Consider the following 16,227-nt stretch of genomic DNA (forward strand, 5'->3'; position numbering starts at 1 on the left):
CGAGCCACCATGGCTGCAACCTCCCTTGACCTCGCCAGGGTCCGCAACATCGGGATCATGGCGCACATCGACGCGGGCAAGACCACCACCACCGAGCGGATCCTGTTCTACACCGGTGTCTCGTACAAGATCGGTGAGGTCCACGATGGCGCTGCCACCATGGACTGGATGGAGCAGGAGCAGGAGCGCGGCATCACGATCACGTCGGCCGCGACGACCTGTCACTGGACGGTCGACGACGTCGACAACACCATCAACATCATCGACACCCCGGGCCACGTCGACTTCACCGTCGAGGTGGAGCGTTCGCTGCGCGTCCTCGACGGTGCCGTGACGGTGTTCGACGGTGTCGCCGGTGTCGAGCCCCAGTCCGAGACCGTGTGGCGGCAGGCTGACCGCTACGGCGTCCCGCGCATCTGCTTCATCAACAAGCTGGACCGCACGGGCGCGAACTTCTTCTTCTGCGTCAAGACCATCGTGGACCGCCTCGGCGCCACCCCGCTGGTCATGCAGCTGCCGATCGGTGCCGAGTCGGACTTCCAGGGCGTTGTCGACCTGGTCCGCATGAAGGCGCTGGTCTGGTCCGCCGAGGCCGCCAAGGGCGAGATGTACGACGTCGTCGACATCCCGGCCGACCTGCAGGAGCAGGCCGAGGAGTACCGCGAGGCGCTCATCGACACGGTCTCGAACGTCAGCGACGAGATCATGGAGCTCGCCCTGGAGGGCGAGGAGATCCCGGTCGAGCTGCTGCAGGACGCGATCCGCAAGGGCACCCTGAACTCGGACTTCACCCCGATCTTCTGCGGTACCGCCTTCAAGAACAAGGGCGTTCAGCCCCTGCTCGACGCGGTCGTCAAGTACCTGCCGTCGCCGCTGGACATCGAGTCCATCGAGGGCACCAAGCCCGGCGACGACACGGTCAAGATCTCCCGCAAGGCCTCGGACGACGAGCCGCTCGCCGCGCTCGCGTTCAAGATCATGTCGGACCCGCACCTCGGCAAGCTCACCTTCGTCCGGGTCTACTCGGGCCGCCTGGAGTCCGGCACCTCGGTGCTGAACGCCGTCAAGGGCAAGAAGGAGCGCATCGGCAAGATCTACCGCATGCACGCGAACAAGCGTGAGGAGATCGACTCGGTGGGCGCCGGCGACATCATCGCCGTCATGGGCCTGAAGCAGACCACCACCGGTGAGACGCTGTCCGACGAGAAGAACCCGGTCATCCTGGAGTCCATGGACTTCCCGGCCCCGGTCATCCGCGTCGCGATCGAGCCCAAGTCCAAGGGTGACCAGGAGAAGCTGGGTGTTGCCATCCAGCGTCTCGCCGAGGAGGACCCGTCCTTCCAGGTCAACACGGACGAGGAGACCGGCCAGACCATCATCGCGGGTATGGGCGAGCTGCACCTCGAGGTGCTGGTCGACCGTATGCGCCGTGAGTTCAAGGTCGAGGCCAACGTCGGCAAGCCGCAGGTCGCGTACCGCGAGACCATCCGCCAGGCGGTCGAGCGCATCGACTACACCCACAAGAAGCAGACCGGTGGTTCCGGTCAGTTCGCCAAGGTGCAGATCGCGATCGAGCCGCTCGAGCAGGCCGAGGGCTACGAGTTCGTCAACAAGGTCACCGGTGGCCGCGTTCCGCGCGAGTACATCCCGTCGGTCGACGCCGGTTGCCAGGAGGCCATGGAGTTCGGCATCCTCGCCGGCTACCCGCTGCAGGGTGTCCGCGTGAGCCTGCTCGACGGTCAGGCGCACGACGTCGACTCCTCCGAGCTCGCGTTCAAGATCGCCGGTTCGATGGCGTTCAAGGAAGGCGCGCGGAAGGCCAAGCCGGTCCTCCTCGAGCCGATGATGGCCGTCGAGGTCACCACGCCCGAGGACTACATGGGCGACGTGATCGGCGACATCAACTCTCGCCGTGGCCAGATCCGGTCCATGGACGAGCGTCACGGTGCCCGCGTCGTCACGGCGCTGGTGCCCCTCTCCGAGATGTTCGGCTACGTCGGTGACCTGCGCAGCAAGACCTCTGGTCGCGCGAGCTACTCGATGCAGTTCGACTCGTACGCCGAGGTTCCGAAGAACGTGGCGGACGACATCATCGCCAAGGCCAAGGGCGAGTGACGTCCCGATAATCGGGACGATAGCGAAGCCTTAGGCTATTCGGAGGCAACCCGGGAGGATCCGGTCGGATCCTCCCGGGGTCTCCGGCCCCCCCACCAGCGGGACGGCACGGGATGTCCTCCGGACAACCCGCACCAAAACCGATCAAAGACCAACTGGCGTCAGCACGGCGTACAGGAACTGTCCTCAGGAGGACTCAGTGGCGAAGGCGAAGTTCGAGCGGACGAAGCCCCACGTCAACATCGGCACCATCGGTCACATCGACCACGGTAAGACCACGCTGACCGCGGCCATCACCAAGGTGCTGCACGACGCGTACCCGGAGATCAACCCCTTCACGCCGTTCGACCAGATCGACAAGGCGCCGGAGGAGCGGCAGCGCGGTATCACCATCTCCATCGCGCACGTCGAGTACCAGACCGAGGCGCGCCACTACGCCCACGTCGACTGCCCGGGTCACGCCGACTACATCAAGAACATGATCACCGGTGCTGCCCAGATGGACGGCGCCATCCTCGTGGTCGCCGCCACCGACGGCCCGATGCCGCAGACCAAGGAGCACGTCCTCCTGGCCCGCCAGGTCGGCGTTCCGTACATCGTCGTCGCCCTGAACAAGGCCGACATGGTGGACGACGAGGAGATCCTGGAGCTCGTCGAGCTCGAGGTCCGCGAGCTGCTCTCCGAGTACGAGTTCCCGGGCGACGACCTGCCGGTCGTCCGCGTCTCCGCGCTGAAGGCGCTGGAGGGCGACAAGGAGTGGGGCGAGAAGCTCCTCGGCCTGATGCACGCGGTCGACGAGGCCATCCCGACCCCGGCCCGCGCCGTGGACCAGCCGTTCCTGATGCCGATCGAGGACGTCTTCACGATCACCGGTCGTGGCACCGTCGTCACCGGTCGTATCGAGCGTGGCATCCTCAAGGTCAACGAGACTGTCGACATCATCGGCATCAAGGAGACCAAGACCACCACCACGGTCACCGGCATCGAGATGTTCCGCAAGCTGCTCGACGAGGGCCAGGCCGGTGAGAACGTCGGTCTGCTGCTCCGTGGCATCAAGCGCGAGGACGTCGAGCGCGGCCAGGTCATCATCAAGCCGGGTTCGGTTACGCCGCACACCGACTTCGAGGCCCAGTCCTACATCCTGTCGAAGGACGAGGGTGGCCGCCACACCCCGTTCTTCAACAACTACCGCCCGCAGTTCTACTTCCGTACCACGGACGTGACCGGCGTCGTGACCCTCCCCGAGGGCACCGAGATGGTCATGCCGGGCGACAACACCGCCATGACCGTCGCGCTGATCCAGCCGATCGCCATGGAGGAGGGCCTGAAGTTCGCCATCCGTGAGGGTGGCCGCACCGTCGGCGCCGGCCAGGTCACCAAGATCATCAAGTAATCTGATGGTCTGACCTGCCTGCCTCGTACAGGCTCAGTCCGAAGGGCCCCGCGCACCGCACGGTGCGCGGGGCCCTTCGGCGTCTCATCAGCGGTTCACCGGAGCGCGCCTCCTTTCAGCGGCCGCTCATCGCAGACTGTTATGGTCGGGCGACATCCAGCCCGGCCGTCGTGGAAAGTGGGACCAACGCATGTCAACGGCACCGCTGTTGTCGGTCGTGATGCCTATCTACAACGAGCAGGAGGCGCTCCCGCTGACCGTCGAACGGCTGCGGCCGATCCTCGACGGGCTCGACGTGAGCTACGAGGTGGTCGGCGTCGACGACGGCAGCACCGATGTCACCCCGGTGCTGATGCAGAAGATCCGCCAGGACTGGCCGGAGTTCCGCATCGTCCGCTTCGCCCGCAACTCCGGGCACCAGGCCGCCCTCACCGCCGGCCTCCACCGCGCCTTCGGCGACTACGTGGTCTCCATCGACGCCGACCTCCAGGACCCGCCGGAGAAGATCCCCGAGATGCTGGCGCTCGCCCGCGAGCAGAACCTGGACATCGTCTACGGCGTGCGCGGCGACCGCGGCACCGACACCTTCTTCAAGCGGCACACCGCCGGCGGGTACTACCGGCTGATGCGCCGACTGGTCGGCAAGCGGATGCCCAACCAGGCCGGCGACTTCCGGCTGCTCAGCCGGGCGGCCGTGGACGCGCTCAAGGCGATGCCCGAGCACCAGCCGGTCTACCGGCTGCTGGTGCCCTGGCTGGGCTTCCCCAGCGGCGAGGTGGTCTACGTGCGCGAGGAGCGGATCGCGGGGAGCAGCCACTACCCGCTGTCCAAGATGGTCCGGCTCGCGTTCGACAGCGTCACCAACTTCTCCGCCGCCCCGCTGCGACTGGCCACCTGGCTCGGGCTGTTCAGCTTCCTGGTCTGCATCCTGCTGGCGCTCTACACCACGGTCGCGTACGCCGTCGGCTCCACCGTGCCCGGCTGGTCCTCGCTGTTCATAGGGATGCTCTTCATCGGCGCCGTGCAGCTGGTCTGCGTCGGCCTGCTGGGCGAGTACGTCGGCCGGATCTACTCGGCGGTCCAGGCGCGGCCCGCGTACTTCGTCGGCTACGACTCGGCGGAGGAGCCGGACCGGTACGGTGCGGGCGCGTGAACGAGAGCCTCCCCACGGCCCGGGACGAGCGCGAGGAGCCCGCCGAGGCACCCCGGCCGGTCCGCCGGCTGCTGCCGTCCTTCCTGGTGATCGGGGTGCTGAGCACCGTCTTCTGCCTGGCGCTGTTCGTGCTGCTGCGGCTGGTGACCTCGCCGCAGGTGGCCAACCTGATCGCGCTGGCGGTCAGCGCGGTGGCCAACACCGCGGCCAACCGCCGCTTCACCTTCGGCATCACCGGCTCGGACGGCGCGGTGCGCCACCAACTGCAGGGCGCGGTCGCGTTCCTGATCGGGCTGGGCCTGTCCAGCGGCGCCCTGGCGCTGCTGGACGTGGCGGTGCCGCACGCCTCCCGGACGGTCGAGGTGGCCGGGCTGGTGGTGGCCAACGGCCTCGCCACGGTGGTCCGGTTCGTGCTGGCCAAGGTGTGGGTCTTCCGGACGCCCTGAGCCGGCGCGGGGGAGACGACGACGGAGGGGGCGCGTGCCGTGGCACGCGCCCCCTCCGTGTGGGCCGGGCTGCGCTACTGCTGCTTCAGCGAGTCCGTGTAGGCCTTGCAGGCCTGGTAGTCCGGCAGCAGGCCGTCGGCGAGCGCCTCCGCGAGGGAGGGCGCCACCGCGTCGCGGGCCGAGAGCTGCGGGGCGTCGGTCGGCCACTCGATGCCGAGATCCGGGTCCAGCGGGTGCACGCCGTGCTCGCCGGTCGGGTTGTACGTCGCCGAGCAGAGGTAGGTCAGCGTGGCGTCGTCGGTGAGGGCGCAGAAGCCGTGGCCGAGGCCCTCCGGGATGTAGACGGCCTTGCGCTCGGTGTCGTCCAGCCGGACGAACTCCCACTTGCCGAAGTTCGGCGAGCCGACCCGCAGGTCGACGATGACGTCCAGCACCGCGCCGCGGGTGCAGGCCACGTACTTGGCCTGGCCGGGCGGGACGTCGGCGAAGTGGATGCCGCGGACGACGTCCTTGGCGGAGAGCGACAGGTTGGCCTGGGCCAGGTTCAGCGGGTGGCCGACGACCTCGGCGAGGCGGTCGAAGCGGTACCACTCGGTGAAGTGGCCGCGGGCGTCGCCGTGCACCTGAGGGGTGATCTCGAAGGCGCCCTCGATGGAGAGCTCACGGAACTTCACTTGGCGGCCGCCTCTTCGAGCAGGCCCACCAGGTACTGGCCGTAGCCGCTCTTCAGCAGCGGCTCGGCGAGCTCGCGCAGCTGGGCGTCGTCGATCAGCCCGGCCCGCCAGACGGCCTCCTCGATGCAGCCGATCTTGAAGCCCTGGCGCTCCTCGATGACCCGGACGAACTCCGAGGCCTGGACCATCGACACGAACGTGCCGGTGTCCAGCCAGGCGGTGCCGCGGTCGAGGATCGTCACGTGCAGGTCGCCGGTGCGCAGGTAGGCGTCGTTGACGGCGGTGATCTCCAGCTCGCCGCGGGCGCTCGGCTCCAGCGTGCGGGCGATCTCGACGACCCGGTTGTCGTAGAAGTACAGGCCGGGGACGGCGTAACGGGACTTGGGCTCGGTCGGCTTCTCCTCGATGGAGATGACCTGGCCGGTCCCGTCGAACTCGACCACGCCGTACGCGGTCGGGTCGGCCACGGGGTACGCGAAGACCCGGCCGCCCTTGATGTCGGAGTGCTCGGTGAGCGCGGTGCCCAGGCCGGTGCCGTGGAAGATGTTGTCGCCGAGGATCAGGGCCACCGGCTCGTCGCCGATGAAGTCCGCGCCGAGCACGAAGGCCTGGGCGATGCCCTCGGGCTTCTCCTGGACGGCGTACTGGAGCTTCAGGCCGAACTGGGAACCGTCGCCCAGCAGTCGTTCGAACTGGTCCCGGTCGTTCGGGGTGGTGATGATCAGGATTTCGCTTATCCCGGCCATCACCAGGGTCGAGAGGGGGTAGTAGATCATCGGCTTGTCGAAGACCGGGAGGAGCTGCTTCGACACCGCACGGGTCAGGGGCCACAGCCGCGAGCCGGTGCCGCCGGCCAGGAGGATTCCACGCATGGGTGCACCCTATTCGAGATCGGTGAACGCGGGAGGGGCCGGGTCGGGAGGGCGTTCGGGCGGCGGTAGACTACGCGCATTATGCGCATCCTCGTGACCGGCGGCGCCGGATTCATCGGTTCGGAGTTCGTCCGTCAGCTCCTCGGGGCTGACGAGAATGCCCGGATCACGGTCTTTGACAAGCTCACCTACTCGGGCGTCCTGGAGAACCTCGCTCCGGTGGCCGACCACAAGGGCTACACCTTCGTCCAGGGCGACATCTGCGACGCGGACGCCGTCGACCAGGTCATGCCTGGACACGACGTGGTGGTGCACTTCGCCGCCGAGTCCCACGTGGACCGTTCGATCGCCGGCGCGGGCCCGTTCGTGCTGACCAACGTCGTCGGCACCCAGGTGCTGCTCGACGCGGCCCGCAAGCACGGCGTCGGCCGCTTCGTCCACATCTCCACCGACGAGGTGTACGGCTCGATCAACGAGGGCTCCTGGACCGAGACCTGGCCGCTCGAGCCGAACTCCCCGTACTCGGCCTCCAAGGCCTCCTCCGACCTGCTGGCGCTGGCCTACCACCGCACCCACGGCATGGACGTCGTGGTGACCCGCTGCTCCAACAACTACGGGCACTACCAGTTCCCGGAGAAGGTCATCCCGCTGTTCACCACCAACCTGATCGACGGCAAGAAGGTGCCGCTGTACGGCGACGGTGGCAACGTCCGCGACTGGCTGCACGTCTCGGACCACTGCCGGGGCATCGAGCTGGTCATGCGCGGCGGCCGCGCCGGCGAGGTCTACAACATCGGCGGCGGCACCGAGGCGACCAACAAGGAGCTGACCGGCCTGCTGCTGGAGGCCGCCGGCGCCGGCTGGGACATGGTCGAGCACGTCGCGGACCGCAAGGGCCACGACCTCCGCTACTCGATCGACATCAGCAAGATCCGCGAGGAGCTCGGCTACGAGCCGCAGGTCCGCTTCGAGGACGGCCTCGCCGCGACCATCGCCTGGTACCGCGAGAACCGCGCCTGGTGGGAGCCGCTGAAGCAGAAGGCGGCCCTGGCCAAGTGACCGCGAACGCCGCCGCGCCCGTGCGCTGGCTGGTCACCGGCGCGGCCGGGATGCTCGGGCAGGACCTGCTGTCGGTGCTGGGCGCCGACGGGACCGCCGAGATCACCGCGCTGCGCCGGGCGGACCTCGACATCACCGACGCGGCGGCCGTCCTGGCCGCCGTCGAGGGCCACGACATCGTGGTCAACTGCGCCGCGTGGACGAACGTCGACGGTGCGGAGACCGAGGAGGCAGCCGCCACCGCCGTCAACGGCACCGGCGTGCGCCACCTGGCCGCGGCCTGCGCCAGCACCGGCGCGCGGCTGCTGCACGTCTCCACCGACTACGTCCTGCCGGGCGACGCCACCGAGCCCTGCCCGGAGGACGCCCCGACCGCTCCGGTGAACGCGTACGGCCGCAGCAAGCTGGTGGGGGAGCAGGCGGTCGCCGAACTCCTCCCCGAGCACGGCTACATCGTGCGCACCGCCTGGCTGTACGGCGAGCACGGCCCGAACTTCGTGGCCACCATGCTCAAGCTCGCCGCCCAACGGGACACCCTGGACGTGGTGGACGACCAGCACGGCCAGCCGACCTGGTCGTACGCGCTGGCCGGCCGCCTGGTCGAGCTCGGCCGGGCCGCGCTCGCCGGGCAGGCCCCGGCCGGGGTCTACCACGGCACCGCGAGCGGCCGCACCACCTGGTGCGGACTGGCCGGCGAGACCTACGCGCTGAGCGGGCTGGACCGGGAGCGGATCCGCCCGACCACGTCGGAGGCCTTCGTCCGCCCGGCCGCCCGCCCCGCCTTCAGCGTGCTGGCCCACGACCGCTGGGCCGCCGCCGGACTGGCGCCGCTGCCCGAGTGGCGGGCCATGCTGGCCGAGGCGCTGTCCCGGCCCGTCTTCGCCGAACTGGCCGCAACGGCCCGGACCACCGAGAGCGACAGACCTCAGTGAAGAACGCACTGACGAAGGTGGCTGCCGCGCTACCGCCGGGAACCCTGGCGGTGGCCGGCGGCACCGTCGTCCTGGGTGCCGCCAACTACATCCACCTCGGGGTGGCGGGCCACAGCCTGTCCGTCGACGACATGGCGAACGTCTCGCTGCTGTGGACGATCGTGATGTCCGTCGGCATCGGCGTCTTCTTCCCGATCGAGCAGGAGCTCACCCGGATCGTCGCGGCGCGCGCGGCGCTCGGCCACGGTGCCGCGCCGGTCCTGCGCCGGGCGGCCCTGCTCACCGGCGGGATCCTCGGGGCGACCCTGATCGTCCTCGGCGCCGCCTCCGGCCCGATCGCCCGGTCGATGTTCCACGGCGACCGCTCGCTGGTGCTGGCGCTCGGCGGGGCCTTCACCGGCATGGCCGTCTGCTACCTCACCCGTGGCGTGCTGGCCGGCCTCGGCCGCTTCGGCGCGTACGGCACCCAGCTCGGCCTGGACGGCGGCCTGCGGATCGGCCTGGCCTTCGCCTGCGGCGTGGCCGGGGTGCACTCGGCGCTCGCGTTCAGCCTGATCCTGGCCGTCGCGCCGATCCTCGCCACGATCGCCACGCTGCCGCCGCTGCTGCGCGCGGTGAAGCCCGGTGAGCAGGTCGGCTGGTCCGAACTCTGCTCCGGGCTGGGCCTGCTGATCTGCTCGACGCTGCTCTCGCAGGTCGTGGTGAACGCGGCCGTGGTGAGCACCAAGCTGCTCGCGCCCTCGGACTCCGCGCTGATCGCCGCCCTGCTCAACGCGCTGGTGCTGGCCCGGGTGCCGCTGTTCGTCTTCGGTTCGCTCCAGGCCTCGCTGCTGAACGGCCTCTCCGCCGCGATCGCGGTCGGGGACCGGGCGGCCTTCACCGGGATGCTCAAGAAGATCGGCGTCGTGGTGGGCGCGCTCGGCGTGCTCGGCGGGATCCCGGCGGTCGCCCTCGGCCCGTGGCTGATCCAGGTGCTGTTCGGCGCCAAGCCGGTGCTCGGCTGCCTCGACTTCTTCTGGTTGTCCGCCGGAACCGTGGCGTACATGTTCGCGATGGTGCTCGGCCAGGCGCTGATGGTATTCAAGCGGCACAACCTTCAGCTGCTCTGCTGGGCGCTCGGCACCGCGGTCCTCGCCGGGGTGACCTTCCTGCCGGGCGAGGTGTCCACCCGCGTGATCCTTGCGTACACGGCGGGTTCCGTGGCCACCGTCCTCGGTATGCTGGCGGTGCTGAGGCAGAGTTTCGCCCGTTCGGCGACGAATTCCGCCGGCCTCGTCCAGCAGCCGGGGGACCCGAACGCCGCGGTGCTGAGCAGCCGGACGGCCGGTGAATGACCGTGTCCGCCCCTCATCTTCAGATCGCCGCGCAGCAGCGCGGGCCAGACCCCATTCATGGAGCCTCCGTGTCCCAGTACGACGATGTTTGGCTGGTGATCCCGGCCTACAACGAGGGCCAGGTGATCGCCGACGTTGTGGAGGGGGCGCGAAAGACGTTCCCGAACATCGTGGTGGTCGATGACGGCAGCGGCGACGACTCGGCCAAGCACATCATGGAGACGGGCGCGCACCTGGTGCGCCACCCGGTCAACCTCGGTCAGGGCGCCGCCCTCCAGACCGGCCTGGCCTACGCCCTGGCCCAGCCGGGCGCCAAGTACTTCGCCACCTTCGACGCGGACGGTCAGCACCAGACCGCCGACGTCGAGAAGATGGTCGCCCTGCTGCGGGAGGGCGACACGGACGTGGTCCTCGGCTCGCGCTTCATCGAGCAGAACGGGCAGGTGCCGTGGATCAAGCGGGTCGTCCTGCGCACCGCGGCGACCGTCAGCCCGACCGCCCGCAAGCTCAAGCTGACCGACTCCCACAACGGCCTGCGGGTGCTGAACCGCGAGGCCGCCGGCCGGCTGCGGATCACCATGAACGGCATGGCACACGCGTCGGAGATCGTCAGCTTCCTCGCCGGCTCGGACCTCCGGGTCGCCGAGCTCCCGGTGGACATCCTGTACACCGACTACTCACGCGCCAAGGGTCAGTCCCTGATCAACGGCGTCAACATCATCTTCGACATCTCGCTGCGGGAGCGTAGCCGCCGATGAAATTCTTCTGGATCCAGCTGGTTCTCATTCTCGGCTCGGTCACTCTCGCCTACATGTTCATCCGGCGTTGGGACCGTGCCAACACCCGCGCCTGGAAGCGCATCGCGTTCTCGGTCTTCGTGGTCGTGAACATCTACGCGGTGCTGCGTCCCACCGACGTGACCTGGCTGGCCCACCAGCTCGGCGTCGGCCGCGGCACCGACCTGGTGCTGTACGGGATGGTGCTGGCGATGGGCTTCCTGACCCTGAACACCTTCCTGCGCTTCCGCTCGCTGGAGAAGAAGCTCACCGATCTGGCGCGCACCGTGGCCATCAACGAGGGCGCCCGCCTGAACGAGGAGCGCTTCGACCTGGACCTGCCGGTCTCGGCTCCGGTCGACCGCAGCAAGGCCTGATCCCGTGGCGACCTTCGAGTTCATGCTGCCGTACTACGGCGACGTGGCGCTGATGCAGGCCGCCGTGCGGAGCATCCTCGCGCAGACCGACCCGGACTTCCGGCTGACGGTCATCGACGACGGCAAGGAGCCGGACGTCCCGGGCTGGTTCGCCACGCTCGGCGACGACCGGGTGGGCTACCTGCGCAACGAGCAGAACCTCGGCATCACCAAGAACTTCCAGAAGTGCGTGGAGCTGTCCAAGGCCGACCACGTGGTCATCATGGGCTGCGACGACCTGCTGCACCCGCACTACCTGGAGACCGTCCGGTCGATCCTCAAGGCCAACCCGGACCTGGGCATGGTGCAGCCGGGCGTCGAGGTCATCGACGGCAACGGCGAGGTCAGCCGTTCCGGCCTGGCGGACAACGTCAAGGAGAAGATCTACGCGCCGACCGTCAAGGGCCGGCGGCTGATGGGCGGCGAGGAGCTGGCCGCGAGCGTGCTGCGCGGCAACTGGCTCTACTTCCCGTCGATCTGCTGGCGGGGCGAGGCGCTGCGCGCGGTCAACTTCCGTGACGAGTACTCGGTGATCCAGGACCTGGCCCTGGTCGTCGACCTGCTGGAGCGCGGCGAGCAGATGATGGTGGACAACACCACCGTCGTCTTCCAGTACCGCCGGCACGCCGTCAGCGAGTCCTCGGTGCAGGCCTTCTCCGGCACCCGGTTCACCGAGGCGGAGCGGTACTTCAACGCGGTGGCCGAGCGGATGGACGCCCGCGGCTGGCCGAAGGCCGCCCGGGCGGCCCGGTTCCGCAGCGCCTCCCGGCTGCACGCGCTGACCATGCTGCCGGGCGCGCTGAAGCGCGGTCAGCGGGACGGCGCCAAGGTCCTGGTCCGCCACGCGCTGACCGGCGGAGAGCGGCACTGACCGCTCGTAGGTCCTGATACGGCACTGGGCCGGTAGTCCGAACTCGGACTACCGGCCCAGTGCCGTTCGCGGGCGCCTCGCCGCGGGTTACCAGGGCGCGCCCGAGGGGCCGAGCGGGTCGGGCTGCCGCGGCGGGTACGGGTTGACCTTCGGGCACGCGAGCTTGCCGGTGTCGGGCACCGGCTCCAGCAGGTTGCTGATGTCCGTCGGCTGGTCGCACTGGCCGTTGGGCGCGTAGCGCGAGCAGTGCCCCTTGGTGTCGGCGGTGCTCTGCGCGATCCAGGCCAGCGCGCCGGGGCCCCAGTGCGGGTCGGGCATGTACTTGCTGGCGGTGGCGGAGCCGGCCATGCCGAAGAGCAGGCCCAGCGAGCAGATGGCGCCGATGGCCACACCGCGCGGGTTGAGGCGCAGCGGGAGCCGGCGTCCGGTCTCCGCGGCCGTCTCGGCGGCGGGGGCCGCCGGGGCGCCCTGGCGGCGGCGGACGATCAGGTAGCACGCCAGCCCGACGAGGACCAGCAGGCAGTAGAGCAGCTGCGCGCTGGTGCGCGGGTAGAGCATGACGGCCTGGTCGCGCTCCATGTGGGAGGCGTACCAGTAGCGCATCAGCAGGGCGCTCGCCGTGCACGCGGCGGCGGTCAGCACGGTGGCCCGGCCGATCCCGAGGGCCAGCGCCACGCCCAGGCCGACCAGCAGGAGGATCGTGAAGAGGCCGACCCCGCCGATCTCGCCGGGGACCGGCCAGGTGCTCTGGCCGTCGGTGCCGGGGAGGTCGTCGCGCCACATCGCGAAGTAGGTGGGCTCGGTGTAGGTGTCGAAGTAGCAGTAGCGGTCGACGGTGCTGCCGGCGGACCCGAGCAGCCGGACCAGGTAGAGGCCGGCGACGACCAGGAAGACCCCGGCGGCGGCGCCGATCGCGCACAGGGCGTTGAGCAGGCCGGGGGTACCGCCGGTGCGGCGGGCGCGCAGCAGCAGCACCAGGGTGAGCACCACCACTCCGGCCGCGGACCACACGAACCAGCCGGAGTAGAGGAGGAACAGCAGCCCGATCCCGAGGCCGAGCACGGCGCCGCGGACGGCGGCGGTGCGGCGCGGGAGGTCCGGGGCGCGCTGGAGGAGCTGCATCAGCTTCGCCACCACGGGGAGGAAGGCGACGAGCACGAAGGTGGTGTACGGCTTGTACGGCTGCGCCATCGGCAGGGCGGCGGTGACGCCGATCCCGAGCGCCCAGAGCGGGGGCAGCAGCAGGCGCCAGGACAGGTAGGCGAGCGGGCCCAGCAGCGCGGTGAACGCCAGGTCGGCGAGCTTGAGCGCGTAGCCCACCTGGCCGTGGGTGAGGTGCTCGGCGATGAAGGCGACGATGTGCGGGAACAGCGGAGGGTAGGCGCCGTCGAGGGACTTGCCGTCCATCAGGGCGCCGACCCAGGCCTGGAGGCTGCCGGAGTCGCCGTGCTGGGCGTACAGCGGCCAGTTGGTGTCGCGCAGCGCGAGCGAGACGCCGGCGGCCAGGACGCCGGAGGACAGGCCCGCGACCGCGGCGGCGGCGAACCGCACCGGGACGTCCGCCCAGCGGCGCATCGCCGGCACCAGGACCAGGACGACGAGGCCGACGAGCAGCAGGAGCCGGAGCTGGAGCGCGGCGAGGCCGCTGACCTGGCCGATCCTCGACATGGGGTTCAGGTGGACGGTCCATGCCAGACCGGTCATGAACAGCGCCGCCGTGGCCGCGGTCAGGATCTCCGCGGCCCAGAGGACAGCGGGGAGGCGAAGAGCGGCTGCCCGTCTCCTCTGGCTGGGCGGTATGCCCTGATGCCTGCCCGAGGCGGGGGCGGGCTGGACGCTCGTCGTCACTGTTCGGTCCTTCTGCTTCCCGCAGCACGTGGACGCGGGGGCGGTGTGTGGTTTCGGTGGCCGGACACCGCGATTCTGCCAGCACCTCGATCGGGGGATCAGCGCGGGCTGAACCACCGTTCCCCGGCGGGTCGTTGTCGTCCAGGGGCGAGGAGTGCGTTGGCTCCGGCCGATCACCGCGTGGCACACTGCCGATGCGCTTCGACGCGTGGTGGCAGGACCCGTGGCGCGCCGTCCGGAACCGGCCATGACGAGATCGTCAACTCATACAAGTAGGGAAGTGTCTCGGTGCAGCCGCTGATCGACTCTGCCCACACGTCCGACGGGCCGCGCCGGGGTGAGGGCGGCGACGGGAGCGCGCCCGGCACCCCGGCCCAGGTCGTGCCGGTCCGGCTGCGGGCGCTCGCCGCCCACCGCTGGTTCTGGCCGGCGGCCCTGCTGCTCGGGTACGGCGCGCAGGTGGCGTTCCGCCTGGTGCTGTCGATCCACAACTACTTCCCGTCGGTGCACGCCGACGAGGACTCGTACCTGGTGATAGCGCGGGTGCTGGCCGGCCGGCCGACCACCGAGATGCCGGTCGGCGTGGTGATCCCGGGCGGTTACCCGCTGCTGATCTCGCCGGCGCTGCGGATCGCCGACAACCCGGCCACCGCGTACCACCTGGTGATGGGCATCAACGCGGTGCTCAACGCGCTGGTGTTCCCGCTGGCCGTGGTGGCGGCGCGCCGGCTGGGCCTGTCCCGGCCGCAGGCGTACCTGGTGGGCACCGCCGTGGCGGTGGTGCCGCCGGTGGTCTTCTACTCCCAGTTCGTCATGTCGGACACCGTGCTGCCGGTGCTCCTGCTGGCCTGGGTGCTCGCGATGCACGGCTGGCTCTCGCCCGGCACGGCGCGCCGCCGCGCGCTGTACGCGGCGGGGATGGGCCTGGCGGCCGGTTACACGATGGCCACCCACGACCGGGGCGGCGTGGTCGTGGCGCTGACGGCGCTGGTGCTGGTCGTGGTGCTGGTCCTCGGCTGGGCGCCGCGGCTCGCCTCGCTGGCCGGCGTCGGCGCGCTCGGGGTGTCGTACCTGGGCGCCAAGCTGCTGGCCGGCTTCGTCGAGAGCCGGTTCAAGGACGTGCCGCCGAGCGACGTCGGCAACAAGGTCTTCGAGAACCTCGAGGACAGCAAGTACATCGGCACGATCGTCGCCCGCACGTTCGGGCAGCTGTGGTACTTCATGACCTCCACGTACGGCTTCGGGGCGATCGCCCTCGTGCTGTGCGTGGTGGTGGTGTTCCGGCGCCGGTACTCGGTGGCCGAGCGGGTGGTGGCCTTCACCATGGTGGCGATGCTGTTCGGCACCGCGCTGGCCTCGGCGGCCGGCCTGGCGGACAACGACCGGACCGACAACTGGGTGTACGCCCGGTACTGCGCGGTGCTGGTGCCGCTGTTCCTGGTGGTCGGCCTGACCGCGCTGTTCCGGGCCGGGGTCCGTGCGCTGCTGTGGATGGCGCTGGTCGGCACGGTGGTGATCGGTGTCATCCAGCTGTCGGTCGGCGCGTACGCGGGTGCCGCGCTCAAGCTCTGGATCAGCCCGTGGACGGTGCCGGACGCGATGTTCCTGGCCTCGACCTGGGACGGCCTGCACATGATCCGGACGAGCTTCGGCGCGCTGGCGGTGCTGGCCGCCTGCCTGCTGCTGCGGGTGGCCGGCGGGCGCCGGGTGGTCGCCGCGGTGGTGGCCTGCCTGACGCTGTTCGCGGCCTACGCGACGGTCGCCATCACCGACAACGTCTCCGAGCCGCACGCCAAGTTCCGCAAGTACCAGGCGGTCGGCGTGGCCAAGGAGGCGGGCCTGCGCAAGGGCGACAACGTGGTCCTGGACTGGGACCTCGACTGGGACACCCGGATGGCGATGGCCTACGAGGTCTACTGGGGCCGGGTCTGGACGGACGACGTCAAGGGCGGCAACACCCCGCCGGAGAAGGCCACCGCGTTCCTGGCGGCCACCGGCAAGGACGCCCCGCCGGAGGCCAGCTGGCCGGATCCGAAGCCCGGCTGGCACGTCGCGAAGTACAACAAGGACCGCGGCTGGGTGCTCTGGCGCAAGGACTGACCAGGGCGTTCACCCCATCGGGGCCGGTGAGGAGCGCCTCACCGGCCCCGATTGGCATCCGGGCTGCTCCATGTGGCAGTATGTCCAAGTTGCTCGGTTGAGTGCCGATGCTGCGCGCCTCCCGCCGGGAGGACTGGAAGCGAGTCCCATGTACTCGTCGTTCCCGTGATGGCCGTCAAGCGTGAGTTCTACGCCACGGCAGCTGCGGGGCGAAAGTACGGGAATCTTCCGGGAAGCG

The 16,227-nt window shown here is 69.9% G+C and carries 14 protein-coding genes; 11 read left to right on the forward strand and 3 right to left on the reverse strand.

The features are described from left to right. Positions 1 to 9: 9 nt before the first annotated feature. The 4 genes from fusA to ACGFSC_RS03290 all read left to right on the forward strand — a co-directional run bounded on the left by fusA (position 10) and on the right by ACGFSC_RS03290 (position 5,107). A complete protein-coding gene (gene fusA, locus ACGFSC_RS03275) occupies positions 10 to 2,115 on the forward strand; it encodes an elongation factor G (RefSeq protein ID WP_359897523.1) in 2,106 nt (701 codons plus the stop codon). Positions 2,116 to 2,314: 199 nt separating this feature from the next. Next, positions 2,315 to 3,508 carry an elongation factor Tu gene (gene tuf / locus ACGFSC_RS03280; protein WP_359897522.1) on the forward strand — a complete coding sequence of 398 codons (1,194 nt, stop codon included), beginning with the start codon at positions 2,315 to 2,317 and terminating at the stop codon, positions 3,506 to 3,508. 190 nt (positions 3,509 to 3,698) lie between these two features. Then, positions 3,699 to 4,661: a glycosyltransferase family 2 protein gene (locus ACGFSC_RS03285; RefSeq protein ID WP_359897521.1), complete on the forward strand. Its 963-nt coding sequence runs from the start codon at positions 3,699 to 3,701 to the stop codon at positions 4,659 to 4,661. Next, positions 4,658 to 5,107: a GtrA family protein gene (locus ACGFSC_RS03290; protein WP_359897520.1), complete on the forward strand. Its 450-nt coding sequence runs from the start codon at positions 4,658 to 4,660 to the stop codon at positions 5,105 to 5,107. The genes ACGFSC_RS03285 and ACGFSC_RS03290 overlap by 4 nt, the downstream gene beginning before the upstream one ends. A 74-nt stretch (positions 5,108 to 5,181) precedes the next feature. On the opposite strand, the gene rfbC is transcribed toward ACGFSC_RS03290, so the two are convergent. Both rfbC and rfbA read right to left on the reverse strand, forming a co-directional pair. Further along, entirely contained in the window at positions 5,182 to 5,781 is a 600-nt protein-coding gene (rfbC, locus tag ACGFSC_RS03295) for a dTDP-4-dehydrorhamnose 3,5-epimerase (RefSeq protein WP_359897519.1), read from the reverse strand. Next, on the reverse strand, positions 5,778 to 6,653 hold the full coding sequence (gene rfbA / locus ACGFSC_RS03300) for a glucose-1-phosphate thymidylyltransferase RfbA (RefSeq protein ID WP_359897518.1): 876 nt from the start codon (positions 6,651 to 6,653) through the stop codon (positions 5,778 to 5,780). The genes rfbC and rfbA overlap by 4 nt, the downstream gene beginning before the upstream one ends. An 81-nt stretch (positions 6,654 to 6,734) precedes the next feature. Between rfbA and rfbB the strand changes: the two genes are divergently transcribed. The 6 genes from rfbB (at position 6,735) to ACGFSC_RS03330 (ending at position 12,041) form a co-directional block, all read left to right on the forward strand. Beyond that, on the forward strand, positions 6,735 to 7,712 hold the full coding sequence (gene rfbB / locus ACGFSC_RS03305) for a dTDP-glucose 4,6-dehydratase (protein WP_359897517.1): 978 nt from the start codon (positions 6,735 to 6,737) through the stop codon (positions 7,710 to 7,712). Next, a complete protein-coding gene (gene rfbD, locus ACGFSC_RS03310) occupies positions 7,709 to 8,644 on the forward strand; it encodes a dTDP-4-dehydrorhamnose reductase (protein WP_380351760.1) in 936 nt (311 codons plus the stop codon). Before rfbB ends, rfbD begins: the two co-directional genes overlap by 4 nt. Beyond that, positions 8,641 to 9,978 (forward strand): lipopolysaccharide biosynthesis protein, encoded by a 1,338-nt coding sequence (locus ACGFSC_RS03315; protein WP_392862281.1) that lies wholly within the window; start codon positions 8,641 to 8,643, stop codon positions 9,976 to 9,978. The genes rfbD and ACGFSC_RS03315 overlap by 4 nt, the downstream gene beginning before the upstream one ends. Before the next feature lie 68 nt (positions 9,979 to 10,046). Further along, a complete protein-coding gene (locus tag ACGFSC_RS03320; RefSeq protein WP_359897515.1) occupies positions 10,047 to 10,736 on the forward strand; it encodes a glycosyltransferase family 2 protein in 690 nt (229 codons plus the stop codon). After that, positions 10,733 to 11,131 carry a DUF2304 domain-containing protein gene (locus ACGFSC_RS03325; RefSeq protein WP_359897514.1) on the forward strand — a complete coding sequence of 133 codons (399 nt, stop codon included), beginning with the start codon at positions 10,733 to 10,735 and terminating at the stop codon, positions 11,129 to 11,131. The genes ACGFSC_RS03320 and ACGFSC_RS03325 overlap by 4 nt, the downstream gene beginning before the upstream one ends. Positions 11,132 to 11,135: 4 nt before the next feature. Continuing rightward, on the forward strand, positions 11,136 to 12,041 hold the full coding sequence (locus tag ACGFSC_RS03330; RefSeq protein ID WP_359897513.1) for a glycosyltransferase: 906 nt from the start codon (positions 11,136 to 11,138) through the stop codon (positions 12,039 to 12,041). Between the two features lie 87 nt (positions 12,042 to 12,128). Here the strand turns inward: ACGFSC_RS03330 and ACGFSC_RS03335 are convergent, their stop codons facing one another. Continuing rightward, positions 12,129 to 13,745: a hypothetical protein gene (locus ACGFSC_RS03335; protein ID WP_359897512.1), complete on the reverse strand. Its 1,617-nt coding sequence runs from the start codon at positions 13,743 to 13,745 to the stop codon at positions 12,129 to 12,131. Positions 13,746 to 14,177: 432 nt separating this feature from the next. Here ACGFSC_RS03335 and ACGFSC_RS03340 point away from each other — a divergent pair, with 432 nt between their 5' ends. Next, on the forward strand, positions 14,178 to 15,989 hold the full coding sequence (locus tag ACGFSC_RS03340) for a hypothetical protein (protein ID WP_359897511.1): 1,812 nt from the start codon (positions 14,178 to 14,180) through the stop codon (positions 15,987 to 15,989). Positions 15,990 to 16,227: the final 238 nt, after the last annotated feature.

Origin of the sequence: Kitasatospora sp. NPDC048715 (assembly GCF_043198905.1) — a bacterium.
GTDB classification, from domain to species: domain Bacteria; phylum Actinomycetota; class Actinomycetes; order Streptomycetales; family Streptomycetaceae; genus Kitasatospora; species Kitasatospora lactacystinica.